We start from the raw sequence: 18,516 nt of genomic DNA on the forward strand, positions 1-18,516 counted from the left end.
TTGGACCGGCTGGATTTCGGCGGAAACGGCGAAACTGGTGACGGACGTGGAGGCTCTGCGGAGTACTTCCCGCTCTCGCCCGCACAGCTGGGTATCTGGTACGCGCAGCACGTCGACCCACAGGTGCCGATCAATATCGCCCAGTACGTCGACCTGCGTGGCCGCCTCGATGTGGCCGCGCTCGAGCGTGCGAGCGCCGGTGCCGCCACCGACCTCGAATCGGGCTGGCTGCGCATCGTCGAGATCGACGGCGAGCCGATGCAGACCATCGACCCCACCCAGGACGCGACGCTGATCTATGTCGATCTGCGTGGTGAGGCCGACCCGGAGGCCGCCGCCGCCGCGTGGATGCGCGCCGAGTACAGCCGCCCGCTCGACATCGTCGCCGACCGCTTGGTGCAGGCCGCCGCGCTGCAGCTCGAGGACGAGCGCTGGTACTGGTACGCCCGCGTCCACCACATCGTGCTCGACGGTTTCGGCGCCAACAACTTCGTCAACCGCACGGCACAGCTCTACACCGCCGAGGTCACCGGCATCCCGGCCCCGCCGAACAAGGCCGCCGATCTGCGCTCGCTCTACGAGTCCGAGATCGCCTACCGCGACAGCTCCCGCTTCCAGTCCGACAAGGAGCACTGGGCCCAGCGCGTCGCCGGTCTGGAGGAGGGCAGCAGCCTCACCGGTCGGTCGGCGCCGCCGTCGCCGGTCAACGACATCACCAGCGCCGCGCTGAGCCAGGACCAGGACGACCTGCTCGCCGCCGCGATCACCCGCCACGACAGCACCGCCGCCCCGCTGCTGATCGCCGGTTTCGCCGCCTACCTGGCCCAGATCACCGGCACCGAGGACGTCATCCTCAGCCTGCCGGTCACCGCCCGCACCACCGCGACCATGCGCCGCTCCGGTGGCGCGACCTCCAATATCGTGCCGCTGCGCCTGCGTGTCGGCCACGACACCACGGTCGCCCAGCTGCTGCGTTCGGTCACCACCGAGGTGTCGGGCGCGCTGCGTCATCAGCGCTACCGGCACGAGGACATCCGCCGCGATTCGGCGGGCGACGGCATGGTCTCCACGGAGTTCTTCGGCCCGTGGGTCAACATCATGCTGTTCGACAACCAGCTGCGCTTCGGTGACATGGAGGGCACGCTCAACGTGCTGTCCACCGGCAGCATCGAGGACCTGGGCGTCAACTTCTACCAGTCGCACGGCGGCACCCGCTCCCACATCGACTTCGAGACCAACCCGAACCTGTATTCGGCCGACGAGGCGCGCACCCACCACGCCCGCTTCCTCGAGTTCTTCGACCGCTTCCTCGCCGCCGACGCCGAGCTGCCCGTGTGGGCGCTGCCGGTCACCGGCGCCCAGGAGCTGGAACGCTCGCTCACCGAGTGGAACGATTCGGCGCACGAGGTCCCCGCGACCACCCTGCCCGCCCTGCTGGACGCGCAGGTCCCGCGCACCCCGGACAACATCGCCCTGAATTTCGAGGGCGAAACGCTCACCTACGCCGAGTTCGCCGACCGGGTGAACCGGCTCGCGCGTTTCCTGATCGCCGACGGTGTCGGCCCGGAATCCCTCGTCGCCCTCGGCATGCGCCGCTCGCTCGAGCTGGTGATCGGCATGCACGCCGTGCTGCGCGCCGGTGGCGCCTACGTGCCGATCGACCCGGATCACCCGGCCGACCGCACCGCCTACATCCTCGAATCCGCGGCACCGGTCTGCGTGCTCACCACCAGCCGTGACGACCTCGACCTGCCCGCCGATGTCGCCCGGGTGGAGATCGATCGACTCGACACCACCGGTTTCGACGCCACACCTGTGTCCGATGCCGACCGGCTCGCTCCGCTGCGCCCGGACAACACCGCCTACGTCATCTACACCTCGGGTTCCACCGGCCGCCCCAAGGGCGTCGCGGTCACCCATCACGCGATCGTCAACCAAGAGCTGTGGATGCTCGACGAGTACCGGTTGACCGCCGACGACGTGTACCTGCAGAAGACCGCGACCACCTTCGACGTGTCGCTGTGGGGTTACTTCCTGCCGCTGATGGTTGGCGCCGAGCTGGTCATCGCCTCGCCCGACGGGCACCGCGACCCGCTGTATGTCGCGGACATGATCGAACGCCACCGCGTCACCGTGACGGATTTCGTGCCGTCCATGCTCACCGTCTTCGTCTCGCACGCCACCGCCGCCCAATGTGCTTCGCTGCGTGCGGTTTTCGTGATCGGTGAGGCGCTGCCGCCGGAGACCGCCGCCGGTCTGCGCGCCATTTCCAGCGCCGGACTGCACAACCTGTACGGCCCCACCGAGGCCGCGGTCTCCGTAACCTATTGGGAGGCAACCGAAGCCGACACCGTCACGGTGCCGATCGGTATCCCCGAATGGAATGTCGAAGTCTACGTGCTGGATTCGCGGCTGCGCCCGGCCGCGATCGGTGCACCGGGTGAGCTGTATCTGGCCGGTCGTCAGCTGGCCCGCTGCTACCGTGGCCGCCCCGACCTGACCTCGGACCGCTTCGTCGCCAACCCCGTCGGTGGCCCCGGCGAGCGCATGTACCGCACCGGTGACCTGGTGCGCTGGAACAGCGACGGCGTCCTCGAATACATCGGCCGCACCGACTTCCAGGTGAAGTTCCGTGGTCAGCGCATCGAACTCGGCGAGATCGAGACCGACCTGCTCGCGCACCCGAGCGTCAGCCAGGCGGCGGTGCTCGTGGTCGACACCGCGACCGGTCAGCAGCTGGTGGCCTACGTGGTGCCCGCGCCTGGCCAGTCCGCCGACCCGGCGACCCTGACCAGGTTCGTCGCCGAGAAGCTGCCGAGCTACATGGTGCCCGCGTCGATCATGGTGCTCGACGCCTTCCCGCTCAACACCTCCGGCAAGCTGGACCGCAAGGCCCTGCCCGAGCCCGTGTTCACCGCCGCCGCAGGCGATTTCCGTGCTCCGCGTACCGCCGCCGAGCAGATCGTCGCGGGCATCTTCGCCGATGTGCTGAGCCAGGAACGGGTCGGCGCCGACGACAACTTCTTCGAACTCGGCGGCAACTCGCTGGTCGCCACCCAGGTCGTGGCCCGCATCGGCGCCGCGTTCGGCATCCAGCTCGGTGTGCGCGCCCTGTTCGAGACGCCGACCGTGGCCGGGCTGGCCGCGCGGGCGGAAGCCGTTGCGCCCGCCGAGGTTTCGTCGCGTCCGCCGTTGGTCGCCCAGGAGCATCCGGATCGGGTGCCGCTGTCGCTGGCCCAGCAGCGGATGTGGTTCATCAACCAGTTCGACCCCGCCGCGCCCACCTACAACCTGCCCTTCGTGGTGCGGATGAAGGGCCGCGTCGAGGTCGACGCGCTCATCGCGGCGCTCAATGATGTTGTGGTGCGCCAGGAGTCGTTGCGCACGATCTTCCCCGACGCCGACGGTGGCTTCCAGCGGGTGCTCGGCGCCGACGAGTTCGACCTGGGCATCACCGTGTCCTCGATCGATCAGGCCGAGCTGCCCGCCGAGCTGGTCGACTTCGCTTCGAGGGGTTTCGACGTCACCCTCGAACTGCCGATCCGGGTGCGGATCTACCGGGTCACCGGCGGAACCACCAATGGCACACCGGAATACGCGGTCGCCTTCGTCGTCCACCACATCGCCGCCGACGGTTTCTCCTTCGGCCCGCTGGCCCGCGATGTCGCCACCGCCTACCTCGCCCGCGCGGCGGGGCTGGCCCCGGCGTGGGAACCGCTGCCGGTGCAGTACCGCGACTACACGCTGTGGCAGCGTGAACTGCTCGGTTCGGAGTCCGATCCGGAGTCCATCGCGGCCCGCCAGATCGACTACTGGCGCCGGGCGCTGGACGGCCTGCCCGACCAGCTCGACCTGCCCGCCGACCGGATCCGCCCGCAGCAGCAGAGTTTCCGTGGCGCGCAGCTGGCCTTCGACATCGACCCCGAGCTGCACGCGGACCTGATCGCCCTGGCCCGCGCCAAGGGCGTCACCCTGTTCATGGTGCTGCACGCCGCGCTCGCGGTGCTGCTGTCGCGGCTGTCCAACACCCGCGACATCGCGGTGGGCACCCCCATCGCGGGCCGTGGTGAGCAGGCGCTCGACGACCTGATCGGCATGTTCGTCAACACCCTGGTGTTGCGCTCCGACGTCGATCCCGGCCTGTCGTTCGCCGATTTCCTGGCCCGCACCCGCGACACCGACCTGGCCTCGTTCGGCAATGCCGATGTGCCGTTCGAGCGCCTGGTCGACGTGCTCAACCCGACCCGCTCCCAGGCGCGCCACCCGCTGTTCCAGGTGATGCTGTCGTTCCAGGAGATGGCGCACGGCGAGTTGGAGCTGCCCGGTCTCACGGTCAGCGCCGACGAGCTCGAGGTCGCGATCGCCAAGTTCGACCTGCAGTGGACCATCACCGAGCAGCACAGCAGCGGTGGTGCCCCGCAGGGTCTCGCGGCGGTCGCGCAGTTCGCGACCGACCTGTTCGACACCGAGACCGTGCAGTCGTTCATCGACCGGCTGCTGTCGATCCTGCGCGCGATCACCGTCGACCCGTCGGTGGCTGTGGGCGATATTGATCTGCTCGGCGAGCAGGAACGCCTCGATGTGTCGCGCGAGTGGGTCAGCTTCGCCCCCGACGGTGGCACCGGGCAGTTCGCCGACCGGGAGATCACCCTGGTCGACCTGTTCGAATCCGCCGTCGCGGCGCATCCGGACAATGTCGCGGCCCGCTACGGCACGGAGTCGCTGACCTACGCCGAGCTGGACCACCGCGCGAATGCGTTGGCGCGCAAGCTGATCGCCGACGGCGCGGGCCCGGAGTCGCTGGTCGCGGTGATCCTGCCGCGATCCCTGGATCTGGTCGTCGCGCTACTGGCGGTGGTGAAGACGGGTGCCGGTTATGTACCGGTCGACCCGACGTATCCGGCCGAGCGCATCGCCTACGTGCTCGAGGACTCGCGTCCGACGAGCGTGGTCATCGACGCCGACTCCGAGGTGGAGCTGTCCGACGACCTGCCCGTGCTGGTGCTCGGTGAACTCGACGACGCCGACGGCGCGCCGATCACCGACGCCGTCCGCCGCGCGCCGCTGTCGCCGGACAATGTCGCCTACGTCATCTACACCTCCGGCTCGACCGGTCGCCCCAAGGGCGTCGCCGTCGCGCACCGGAATGTGGTGCGACTGTTCGCGAACACCGATCGCGACTTCGGTTTCGGTCCCGACGATGTGTGGACGCTGTTCCACTCCTACGCCTTCGACTTCTCGGTGTGGGAGCTGTGGGGTCCGCTGCTGTTCGGCGGCACCGTGGTGGTCGTCGACTACTTCACCTCGCGCTCGCCCGAGCAGTTCCTCGATCTGCTGCGCACCGAGCGCGTCACCGTGCTCAACCAGACGCCGTCGGCGTTCTACCAGCTGGCCGAGGCTGACCGGAATGCTGGCCCTGGCGCCGAGCCGCTGAGCCTGCGTTACGTGGTCTTCGGTGGTGAAGCGCTCGAGTTGCGTCGCCTGTCGGATTGGGTTGCCCGCCACGGTGATTCGTCGCCGACGCTGGTGAACATGTACGGCATCACCGAGACCACGGTGCACGTGTCGTACCGCGCCCTCGATGCCGAAACCATCGCCGCCGCTTCCGGTTCCATCGTCGGCCGCGCCATCGCCGGTCTGAGCGTGTATGTGCTCGACTCGCGTCTGCGTCCTGTCCCGGTGGGTGTCGCGGGTGAGATGTATGTCGCGGGACCGCAATTGGCGCGTGGCTACCTCGGCCGCCCGGACCTGACCGCCACCCGGTTCGTCGCGAGCCCGATGGGCGACGGCGAACGCCTCTACCGTTCCGGCGACCTCGCGCGCTGGAACCGTTTCGGCGAACTCGAATACCTCGGCCGCGCCGACGACCAGGTGAAGGTGCGCGGTTTCCGCATCGAGCTCGGTGAGATCGAAGCCGCCGTGCTGTCGCACCCGGAGATCGCGCAGGCCGCGGTCATCGTGCGCGAGGACCAGCCCGGTGGTCAGCGCATCGTCGCCTACGTCGTCGCCGAATCACACAAGCTCGACCTCGACGAGGTCCGCCAGTTCGCCGCCGACCAGCTCCCGGCCTACATGGTGCCCTCGGCGTTCGTGCAACTCGACGCCATCCCGCTGACCGTCAACGGCAAGCTGGACCGTCGTGCCCTGCCCGCCCCGGTGTTCGAGGTGCGCGAATTCCGTGCTCCGACAACGCCGATCGAGCAGATCATCGCGCAGGTCTTCGCCGACGTGCTCGATCTGCCGCGCATCGGCGTCGACGACGACTTCTTCGAACTCGGCGGCAACTCGCTGATCGCCACCCAGGTCGTCTCGCGCGTGGGCATCGCCCTCGATACCCGCGTTCCGGTGCGGATGCTGTTCGAGGCCTCCACCGTGGCCGCCCTGGCCGCCCGCGTGGAATCGCAGGCGGGCGACGGCGCCCACAAGGCCCTGGTGGCGCGCGAGCGGCCCGAGCAGGTGCCGCTGTCGCTGGCTCAGCAGCGCATGTGGTTCCTCAACCGCTTCGACACCGCCTCGGCGGTCAACAACATCCCGGTCGCCATCCGCCTGTCCGGTGACCTCGACGTGGCCGCCCTGCAGGTGGCCGTCATCGACGTCATCGACCGGCACGAGTCGCTGCGCACCGTGTTCCCCGACTCCGGCAACGGCCCGGTGCAGGTGGTGCTCGACGCCGCCCAGATCGTGCCCGACCTCACCCCGTACCGGGTCACCGAGGAAAACCTCATCGATCATCTGATCGACCTGGCCTCGATGGCCTTCGACGTGACCAGCGAAGTGCCACTGCACGCACGGCTTTTCGAGATCTCGGACTCCGAGTACGTGCTCGGCATGGTGGTGCACCACATCTCCGCCGACGGTTGGTCGATGGCACCGCTCTCGCGCGACGTCATCATGGCCTACGCCGCGCGCACCTCCTGGGAGGCGCCGACCTGGGCCGAATTGCCGGTCCAGTACGCCGATTACGCGCTGTGGCAGCGCGAGGTGCTCGGGTCCGAGGACGACCCGGCCTCGCTGATCTCGTCGGAGATCAACTACTGGAAGCGCGAACTCGCCGATCTGCCCGATGAGCTGGTGCTCCCGGCCGATCACCCGCGTCCGCCCGCCGCCAGCTACCGAGGCGGCACCTACAGCTTCGTGATCGCGGGCGAAACCCAGCGTGCCCTGATGGAGTTGGGCCGCCGCTACAACGCCTCGCTGTTCATGGTGATGCACAGCGCCCTCGCGGTGCTGCTCGCGCGCTCGAGCGGGTCGTCCGACATCGCCATCGGCACCCCGGTGGCCGGTCGTGGTGACCAGGCGCTCGACGATCTCGTCGGCATGTTCGTCAACACCCTGGTGCTGCGCACCGAGGTGGACGGCGCCACCGCCTTCGCGACCCTGCTCGACCAGGCCCGCGAGACCGACCTGCAGGCCTTCGCTCACGCCGATGTGCCGTTCGAGCGGCTCGTCGAGGTGCTCAACCCGGCCCGTTCGCAGGCGCGGCACCCGCTGTTCCAGGTGATGCTGTCGTTCCAGAACACCAAGCAGGCCTCGCTGCAGCTGCCCGGCCTTTCGGTGAGCGGTATCGATTACGACGCCCAGCTGGCCAAGTTCGACCTGCAGCTGACGCTCACCGAGGTGCAGGACACCGACGGCGAGGTCGGCGGCATGTCGGCCGAGTTCTCCTACGCGCTCGACCTGTTCGAGGAATCGACGGTCGCCGCGTTCGCCCGCCGCCTCGACAACATCTTCGCCGCGATCGTCGCCGACCCCGAGGTGCCGGTCGGCGACATCGACCTGCTCGCGCCCGAGGAGCACGCGCAGGTCCTGGTCGACTGGAACGACACCGCGCACGCGGTGCCGCACGCCACCCTGGTCTCGCTGTTCGACGCCCAGGTGGAGCGCACCCCCGACGCGGTCGCGCTGGTCTTCGAAGCCGAACAGCTCACCTACCGCGAGCTGCAGGAGCGCGCCAACCGCATCGCCCGCAGGCTGATCGCCGACGGTGTCGGCCCGGGTTCGCATGTGGCCCTTGCCATCCGGCGTTCCACCGAACTCGTCGTCGCCATGTACGCGGTGCTGCAGACTGGTGCGGCATACGTGCCGCTCGACCCCGATCAGCCCGCTGACCGCATCGGCCACATCATCGAGACCGCGGCGCCGCAGCTGGTGCTCACCAGCCGTCGCGACGGTTTCGAGGCCGAGGGCGTCACCGTGCACGCCGTCGAGAACATCGAGGCGCCCGCCGATTTCAGCGGTGCCCCGATCACCGACGCCGAGCGGGTGCGTCCGCTGCGCGACAGCAACACCGCCTACGTCATCTTCACCTCCGGTTCGACCGGCCGCCCCAAGGGTGTCGCCGTCGACCACGCCGCGATCGTGAACCGGCTGCTGTGGATGCAGCACGAGTACCCGATCGCCGCCACCGACGCGGTGCTGCAGAAGACCCCCGCCACCTTCGACGTGTCGGTGTGGGAGTTCTTCTGGCCGCTGCAGACCGGTGCGCGCCTGGTGGTCGCCAAGCCCGATGGTCACCGCGACCCGGTGTACCTGGCGCAGATCATCGCCGAACAGTCCATCACCACAGCGCATTTCGTGCCGTCGATGCTGTCGGTGTTCGTGTCGACCCTCGGCAACAACGGCAACGGCGACGCGGTGCGCATGCGCCAGGTGTTCGCCTCCGGTGAGGCGCTGCCCGCGCCCACCGCGCAGCGCCTGCGTGAGCTGACCGGTGCCCGCCTGCACAACCTGTACGGCCCCACCGAGGCCGCCGTCGACGTGACCTATCACGAGGTCGTCGACGCCGACGTGGAATCGGTGCCGATCGGCCGTCCGGTGTGGAACACCAAAGTGTTCGTGCTGGATTCGCGCCTGCACCCCGTCGCCTCCGGTGTCGCGGGTGAGCTGTACCTGGCGGGCGATCAGCTCGCCGTCGGCTACCTCAACCGGGCCGACCTCACCGCCGACCGCTTCGTCGCCAACCCCTACGGTCCCGCCGGTTCGCGCATGTACCGCACCGGCGACCTGGTCACCTGGACCCGCGACGGTGAACTGAACTACCTGGGCCGCACCGACTTCCAGGTGAAGCTGCGCGGCCTGCGTATCGAGCTCGGCGAAATCGAGGCGACGCTGCTGGCCCAGCCCGGTGTCGCGCAGTCGGTCGTCGTTGTCCGTGCCGACGCGCACGCGGGCGACCAGCTCGTGGGTTACGTTGTGCCCGAACCGGGCTCGGCTCTCGATGTGGCCGCCGTCAAGGCCGGGCTCGCCGCCGAGCTGCCCGCCTACATGGTGCCCTCGGCGCTCGTCGTGCTCGAGGCGTTCCCGCTCAACGCCTCCGGCAAGCTCGATCGCAAGGCGCTGCCCGCGCCGGTGTTCGAGGCCAAGGTGTTCCGTGCGCCCTCGACGCCGATCGAGGAGATCGTCGCGGAGATCTTCGCCGACCTGCTCGGCGCCGAGCGCGTGGGCGTGGACGACGACTTCTTCGCCCTCGGCGGCAACTCGCTGGTCGCCACCCAGGTCGCGGCCCGCCTGAGCAAGGCGCTCGACGCCGAGGTCGGCGTGCGCACCCTGTTCGAGGCGCCGACCGTCGGCGCGCTCGCCGCGCGGGTGGAATCGCACGCGGGCAGCGGTCTGCGCGCCGAGCTCACCGCGCGTCCGCGTCCGGAGTACCCGCCGCTGTCGCTGGCACAGCAGCGCATGTGGTTCCTCAACCGCTTCGACGCCGAGGACACCGGCACTTACAACATCCCGGTCGCGGTGCGCCTGCAGGGCCTGCTCGACTTCCCCGCCCTGCGCGGGGCCGTCGCCGACGTGATCGCCCGCCACGAGTCGCTGCGCACGGTCTTCCCGTCCCACGACGGCACCGCCTACCAGAAGGTGCTCGCCGCCGCGGCCGCCATTCCGGACGTCGAACTGGTCGAGGCCGTGTCCGACTTCGGGGCTCCCGAGGGCGCTGCGTGGTCACGCTCCGCTACCGCCTCCGCGCCCGCCGGTCGCCCCGGCGAGACCGACATGGCGACCTCGCTCTACGAGTTCGCCCGTCGCGGTTTCGACGTCACCGCGAATCCGCCGGTGCGCCTTCGTGTCTACGAGCTGAGCGAACGCGAGCACGTGCTGGTGATGGTGGTCCACCACATCGCCTCCGACGGTTTCTCGCTGCGCCCGCTGGTGCGCGACCTGATGACCGCCTACGTCGCCCGCACCGCCAACGCCGAGCCCGGCTGGCCGCCGCTTGCCGTGCAGTACGTGGACTACGCGCTGTGGCAGCGCGAGGTCCTCGGCGACGAGAACGACCCGACCTCGCTGATCTCCGAGCAGCTCGACCACTGGCGCACCGCGCTGGCCGACCTGCCCGACGAGCTGCGCCTTGGCCACAAGTCGCGGCCCGCGCAGGCCAGCTACCAGGCGGGCACGCACCGCTTCGAGGTGCCGGGCGAACTCGTCGACGCCCTCAACCGCGTCGCTCACGAGCACAGCACCACCCTGTTCATGGTTGTGCACAGCGCCTTCGCCGTGCTGCTCGCGCGCCTGTCGGGCACCTCCGACATCGCTATCGGCACCCCGGTCGCCGGTCGTGGACAGCAGGCACTCGACGACCTGGTCGGCATGTTCGTCAACACCCTGGTGCTGCGCGCCGAGGTGGACCCCGGCGTCACCTTCACCGAACTGCTCGGCCAGGTGCGCGAGAACGATCTGGCCGCCTTCGCCCACGCCGACGTGCCGTTCGAACGCCTCGTCGAGGTGCTCAACCCGGCCCGTTCGCAGTCGCGGCACCCGCTGTTCCAGGTGATGCTGTCGTTCCAGAACCTGGGCCGCACCACCCTGGAACTGCCCGGTCTGACCGTGTCGGAGCTGGGCATCGACCAGCACACCGCCAAGTTCGACCTGCAGCTCGCGCTGAGCGAGGTCCCGGCCGACGACGACAGCCACCTCGACGCCGAACTCGTCTACGCCACCGACCTTTTCGACTCGCAGTTCGCCGCCACCTTCGGCGCCCGCCTGCTGCGCGTGCTCGCCGCGATCGTGGCCGACCCGACTGCCCCCGTCGGTGATATCGAACTGCTCGACAATGCCGAGCGCACCCTGGTGCTCGACCGCTGGAACGACACCGAATTCGCGGTCGACGCGGCGCTGAGCACCCCGAGCGACGACGACCCGGCCACCCTCAACGCGCTGTTCGAGGCGCAGGTCGCGCGCACGCCCGACGCGACAGCGCTCACGTTCGAGGGGACGAGTCTGTCCTACGCCGAGTTCGCGGTGCGCGTGCGCAAGCTCGCCCGCTGGCTCAAGGACGCCGGTGTCGGCCCGGAATCGTATGTGGCCCTGGGCATGCGGCGCTCGATCGACCTGCTGGTCGGCATGTACGCCGTGTCCGCCGCCGGTGGCGCGTACGTGCCGCTGGACCCCGATCACCCGGCCGAGCGCATCGAGCACATCCTCGACACCGCCCAGCCGGTGTGCGTGCTCACCTCCGGCGAGAGCCTGCCCGCGGCCGCCGGTCGCGAGGTACGCATCGATCAGCTCGACCTGTCCGGCCACTCGGCCGAGCCGGTCACCGACGCCGACCGGCATCGCCCACTGCGCTCCGGCAATACCGCCTACGTCATCTTCACCTCCGGCTCGACCGGGCGCCCCAAGGGCGTCGCGGTCAGCCACGCGGCCATCGTCAACCGCCTCGTGTGGATGCACGCCGCCTACGGTCTGGCCGCCGACGACGTGGTGCTGCAGAAGACGCCCGCCACCTTCGACGTATCGGTGTGGGAGTTCTTCTGGCCGCTGCAGGTCGGTGCGCGCCTGGTGGTCGCCAAGCCCGACGGGCATCGCGACCCGGCCTACCTTGCCCGGCTGATCGTGGCCGAGCAGGTCACCACGGTGCATTTCGTGCCGTCGATGATGGCCGTGTTCGTCACCGAACCGCTTGCCGCCGACTGTGTTTCGCTGCGCAATGTGTTCGCCTCCGGTGAGGCGCTGCCCGCGCCGACCGCGCAGCGCCTGCGCGAACTCACCGGTGCCGCGCTGCACAACCTGTACGGCCCGACCGAGGCCGCCGTCGACGTGACCTTCCACGAGGTCACCGAGGCCGACACCGACACCGTGCCGATCGGCGCGCCGGTGTTCAACACCCGTCTGTACGTGCTGGATTCGCGGCTGCGGCCCGTTCCCGTCGGTGTCGCGGGTGAGCTGTATCTGGCGGGCGTGCAGCTGGCCCACGGTTACGTCGGTCGCCCCGACCTCACGATGGACCGTTTCGTCGCCGACCCGTTCACCCCCGGCGAGCGCATGTACCGCACCGGTGACCTCGTCACCTGGACCCCCGACGGGGAGCTGGAATACCTGGGCCGCACCGACTTCCAGGTGAAGCTGCGCGGTCTGCGTATCGAACTCGGCGAGATCGAGTCCGCGCTCACCGCGCTGCCGCAGATCGCGCAGGCGGTCGTTGTGGTGCGCGCCGACGAGCACACCGGCGACCAGCTGGTCGCCTACGTGATCCCGGAGACCGGGCAGAGTGTCGACACCGATGCGACGAAGGCCGCCCTGTCGGCCGAACTGCCGGTGTACATGGTGCCCGCCGCGTTCATGGTGCTGAACGCCTTCCCGCTCAACGCTTCCGGCAAGCTCGACCGTAAGGCCCTGCCCGCCCCCGTGTTCGCCGCGCGGGTGTTCCAGGCGCCGGTCACCCCGGTGCAGCAGATCGTCGCCGCCACTTTCGCCGAGGTGCTCGGCGCGGGCCAGGTCGGTCTCGACGACGACTTCTTCGAACTCGGCGGCAACTCGCTGGTGGCCACCCGGGTCGCCGCGCGCCTGTCCGAGGCCCTCGACGCCCAGGTGCCGCTGCGCGCGCTGTTCGAGGCGCCCACCGTCGCCGCGCTCGCGGCCCGAGTGGAGACCGCGTCCGGCCGTGGTGCCCGTGTGCCGCTCGCCCCGCGTCCTCGGCCCGAGCTGGTCCCGCTGTCGCAGGCCCAGCAGCGCATGTGGTTCCTCAACCGCTTCGACAACCGCACCGCGGTCAACAACATCCCGATCGCCGTCCAGCTCACCGGCGAACTCGACACGGCCGCACTGGAATCCGCCATCGCCGACGTGATGGCCAGGCACGAGTCGCTGCGCACCTTCTACCCCGAGATCGAGGGTGCGGGCTACCAGCAGATCCTGCCCGTCGACGAGGTCCGTTTCGCGCTGCCCGCCCAGCCGGTCGCCGCCGAGGATGTGGTCGCCCGCGTGGTCGAGCTCGCGAGCGTGCAGTTCGACGTCACCCGCGAGGTGCCGTTCCGGGCGAGCCTGCTGCGCGTGGACGAGCAGGCCCACATCGCGGTCCTGGTGATGCACCACATCAGCGGTGACGGTTTCTCGCTGCGTCCGCTGCTGCGTGACGTGGTGGTCGCCTACACCGAACGCGCCCGGGGTGAGGTGCCCGCGTGGGCGCCGCTCGAGGTGCAGTACGCCGACTACACGCTGTGGCAGCGTGAAGTGCTCGGCGAGGAATCCGACCCCGATTCGGTCGCCGCGGGTCAGCTCGCCTACTGGACCGAGCAGCTGCGCGACCTGCCCGATCAGATCGAACTGCCCGCCGACCGGCCGCGCCCCGAGATCGCGACCAATGCCGGTGACCTGCACCGGTTCTCGATCGACGCCGAGCTGCACCGCGCGCTCACCGAGATCGCCCGCGCCCGTGGCGTCACGCTGTTCATGGTGGTGCACGCGGCCCTGGCCACCTGGGCCGCGCGACTGTCCAACAGCACCGATATCGCCATCGGCACCCCGATCGCGGGTCGTGGCGAGCGCTCGCTCGACGACTTGGTCGGCATGTTCGTCAACACCCTCGTGCTGCGCAGCGAGGTCGACCTCGGCGGGCGCTTCGGCGACCTGCTCGAGCAGGTCCGCAAGGTCGACCTGTCGGCCTTCGCCAATGCCGACGTGCCGTTCGAACGGCTCGTCGAGGTGCTCAGCCCCACCCGCTCGCAGGCACACCACCCGCTGTTCCAGGTGGCCCTGACGTTCGAGGCGGCCACCGCCGCCGACACCGGCACCGTCGCACTGCCGGGTCTGGACCTCGACGTGGTCGACTTCGACCCGGGTACAGCCAAATTCGACGTTCAGCTCACTGTGGGCGAGGCCGCCGACGGCTCGCTGGCCATGTCCTGGAACTACGCGACCGACCTGTTCGACGCCGAGACCGTCGCCGCCTTCGGCGACCGCCTGGTCCGCATCCTGCGTACCGTGGCCGAGAACCCCGACGTGATCGTCGGCGACATCGACCTGCTCGGCGAGGCCGAGCAGCGCGATGTCGCCCAGCGCTGGGTGTCCTCGGGCGCCGACGCCATCGCCCTGCCGGTGGTGCACGACGCCAGCACCCCGGCCGGTCACCGGCGCGGGCTGTTCGGCAACCGGCACACCACGCTGGTCGACCTGTTCGACGCGGCGGCCGCGGCCTACCCCGATCGCATCGCCGCCAAGTTCGGCGTCGAATCGCTCACCTATGCCGAACTCGACCGGCGCGCGAATGTGCTCGCGCGCAGGCTGATCGACGACGGCGCGGGCCCGGAATCGTTGGTCGCGGTGATCCTGCCGCGTTCGCTCGACCTGGTCGTGGCGCTGCTCGCGGTGGTCAAGACCGGCGCCGGATACGTGCCCGTCGACCCGACCTACCCGGCCGAGCGCATCGCCTACGTGCTCGAGGATTCGCGCCCGACCAGCGTCGTGCTCGACTCCACCGTCCAGGTGACGGTGCCCGCGCACCTGCCGTCGGTTGTCCTCGACGGGTTCGCCGTGGAGACCGGCAATGTGGAGGACGCCGACGACGCGCCCATCACCGATGCCGATCGCCTCGCGCCGCTGTCACCCGACAATGTCGCCTACGTCATCTACACCTCCGGCTCGACCGGTCGCCCCAAGGGCGTCGCCGTCGCGCACCGGAATGTGGTGCGGCTGTTCGCCAATACCGATCGCGACTTCGGCTTCGGCCCGCGCGACGTGTGGACGTTGTTCCACTCCTACGCCTTCGACTTCTCCGTCTGGGAGCTGTGGGGTCCGCTGCTGTTCGGCGGCTCACTGATCGTCGTGGACTACTACACCTCGCGTTCGCCCGAGCAGTTCCTGGAACTGCTGCGGGTGGAGCAGGTGACGGTGCTCAACCAGACGCCGTCGGCGTTCTACCAGCTGGCCGAGGCCGACCGGAACGCCGGACCGGGCGTGGCGCCGCTGACCCTGCGTTACGTGGTGTTCGGCGGTGAAGCGCTCGAGCTGCGCCGCCTGTCGGATTGGGTTGCCCGCCACGGTGATTCGTCGCCGACGCTGGTGAACATGTACGGCATCACCGAGACCACGGTGCACGTGTCGTACCGCGCGCTGGACGCGAAGACCATCGCGGCGGCGGCCGGTTCGGTCGTCGGCCGGGCAATCGCGGGCCTGAGCGTGTTCGTGCTCGACTCACGGCTGCGCCCGGTGCCGGTGGGTGTCGCGGGTGAGATGTATGTCGCGGGACCGCAATTGGCGCGTGGCTACCTGGGTCGACCCGACCTGACCGCCACCCGCTTCGTCGCCAACCCCCTTGCGGGCCCGAACCAGGCCGGTTCGCGGCTGTACCGTTCCGGCGACCTCGCGCGCTGGAACCGTTTCGGCGAACTCGAATACCTCGGCCGCGCCGACGACCAGGTGAAGGTGCGCGGTTTCCGCATCGAGCTCGGTGAGATCGAAGCTGCCGTGCTCGCTCAGCCCGGCATCGCGCAGGCGGCGGTCATCGTGCGTGAGGACACCCCCGGTGACCAGCGCATCGTCGCCTACGTGGTCGCCGACGCCGACATCGAACCCGATCTCGACGCCGTGCGCACCGGCGCCGCCGAGCAGCTGCCCGCCTACATGGTTCCGGCCGCGCTCGTGCGGCTCGAGTGGATCCCGCTCACCGTCAACGGCAAGCTCGACCGCCGTGCCCTGCCCGCCCCGGCGGTTCAGGCCCGCGCCTTCCGCGCCCCGGTCACCCCGGTGCAGGAAACCGTGGCCTCGGTGTTCGCCGACGTGCTCGGCCTGGACCGGGTCGGCGTCGACGACGACTTCTTCGACCTCGGCGGCAACTCGCTGATCGCCACCCGCGTCGTCGCCCGCATCGGCGCGGCGCTCGGTGCGACGGTGCCCGTGCGTGCCCTGTTCGAAGCGTCGACCGTGGAAGCCCTCGCGGCCCGGGTGGAATCGCACACCGGCGGCACCGCCCGCGCGGCGCTCGTCGCCCGCGAACGCACCGACGGCGAGCTGGTCCCGCTGTCGTTCGCCCAGCAGCGGATGTGGTTCCTCAACAAGTACGACACCACCTCCTCGGCCTACAACCTGCCCGTCGCGATCCGCCTCACCGGCGACCTCGACGTCGAGGCGCTGTCGCTGGCGCTGGCCGACCTCGTGCGCAGGCACGAATCGCTGCGCACCCGCTACCCCGAGCACGGCGGCACCCCGGTGCAGCAAGTCGTTGCGGCCGAACGCATTTCGCTGGATCTGCGCCCGGTCACCGTCGCCGCCGACCAGCTCTTCGAGACCGTCACCGAGTTCGTCTCCACCGGATTCGATGTGGCGGAAGAAGTTCCGTTGCGCGCCCGGTTGTTCCGCGTCGACGAGCACGAGCACGTGCTTGTCGTGGTGGTCCACCACATCGCCGCCGACGGCTTCTCCATCGCCCCGCTGACCCGCGACGTGATGCTGGCCTACACGGCTCGTGCCCAGGGCACCGCGCCCGGCTGGGCGCCGCTGCCGGTGCAGTACGCCGACTTCGCCGTCTGGCAGCGCGCCGTGCTCGGCACCGAGGACGACACCGATTCGCTGATGGCGCGTCAGGTGGCCTACTGGCAGCGTCAGCTCGCCGGTGTCCCCGACGAACTCACCCTGCCCTTCGACCGCCCGCGTCCGGCCATCGCCTCGCTGCGTGGCGCGTCGGTGCACCGCGAGCTGTCGCCCGAGCTGATCGCCCGCCTCGACGAGGTCGCGCGCCGACAGGGCGCCTCGCTGTTCATGGTCATGCACACCGCTCTGGCGGTGCTGCTGGCCCGGCTGTCGGGTTCCGACGACATCGCCGTCGGTACCCCCATCGCCGGTCGTGGCGAACAGGCCCTCGACGACCTCGTCGGCATGTTCGTCAACACCCTCGTGCTGCGCACCGGGGTACGACCGGACGAGTCGTTCACCGACCTGCTCGAGCAGGCCCGCAAGACCGACCTCGACGCCTACGGCAATGCCGACGTGCCGTTCGAGCGCCTGGTGGAACTGCTCGCGCCCGAGCGCTCGCAGGCCCGCAACCCGCTGTTCCAGGTGATGCTGGCCTTCCAGAACCTGGACCGCACCACCCTCGAACTGCCCGGTCTCGCCGTGTCCGCGCTCGATCTCGACGAGAGCGTCGCCCGCTTCGACCTCCAGTTCACCCTCTCCGAGCTGGGCGAGCCCGGCAGCGGCGGGATGGCGCTGGCGCTGAACTACGCCACCGAACTGTTCGACGAAGCCACGGTCGACACCATCGCGACCCGCTGGGAGCGCGTGCTCGAGGCCGTGGCCGCCGACGCGTCGGTGACCATCGGCGCCATCGACGTGCTCGACACTGCCGAACGGGCCGACCTGGTGTTCCGGGTCGGTGCCCCGCCGGTGCCCGCCCGCACCCTGCGCACCCTGCTCGCCGAGGCCGTCGCCCAGAACCCGACCGGCGACGCCGTGGTGTTCCAGGGGACAGCTGTCTCGTACGCCGACCTCGACGAACGCTCGAACCGCTTGGCGCGCTTGCTGATCGAGCAGGGCATCGGTGCCGAAGACCTCGTCGCCATCGGCGTCCCGCGCTCGGCCGACTCGGTGCTCGCCGCGTGGGCCGTCGCCAAGACCGGCGCCGCCTTCGTCCCCGTCGACCCGACCTACCCCGCCGACCGCATCGCCCACATGGTCACCGATTCGGGTTCGCCGCTCGGCATCACGGTCGCGTCGGTGCGCGATGGACTGCCCGACATCGCCACCGACCCGTCCACCGCCGAGCAGGCGCTCGGTTCGGACCAGGCCACGTCGAGTGGTGCGCGGTCGCTCGAAATCGCCACTGCCGCAGGTGCTTCGACCGATGCGCCGATCGCGGACGGCGCCCGGGCGCAGACGTCAGGCAACTCGGCCGTGGGTTGGCTCGTGCTCGATGAGCTCGACCTCGATCGCTTCGACGGCGGTCCGATCGCCGACGACGAGCTCGTGCGGGCCACCACGCCCGAGCAGCCCGCCTACGTCATCTACACCTCCGGTTCCACCGGTGTGCCCAAGGGCGTCGTGGTCACCCACGCCGGTCTCGCCAACTTCGGCGAGGAGCAGGCGCAGCGCTACCACCTCGATTCGTCCACGCGCGCACTGCACTTCGCCTCGCCCTCGTTCGACGCGTCGATCCTGGAGCTGCTGCTCGCGCTGGCGCGCGGCGGTGCGCTGGTAGTGGTCCCGCCGGGTGTGTACGGCGGTGACGAACTGTCCGAACTGATCCGCGCCGAGCGGGTCACCCACGCCTTCATCACCCCCGCCGCCCTGGCGACCTTCGACCCGAGCGGC

1 protein-coding gene (cut by a window edge) is annotated in these 18,516 nt (G+C 69.9%); it reads left to right on the top strand.

Translation table 11 applies throughout. The features are described 5' to 3' along the window. A protein-coding gene (locus NC7_RS05690; RefSeq protein WP_067979812.1) for a non-ribosomal peptide synthetase crosses the window boundary here: on the top strand, positions 1 to 18,516 show its beginning. 26,352 nt of this gene lie beyond the right edge of the window; the window shows 18,516 of its 44,868 coding nt (coding positions 1–18,516); it begins with the start codon at positions 1 to 3; the stop codon falls past the right edge of the window.

This window comes from Nocardia caishijiensis NBRC 108228, from assembly GCF_001612825.1.
GTDB classification, from domain to species: Bacteria; Actinomycetota; Actinomycetes; order Mycobacteriales; family Mycobacteriaceae; genus Nocardia; species Nocardia caishijiensis.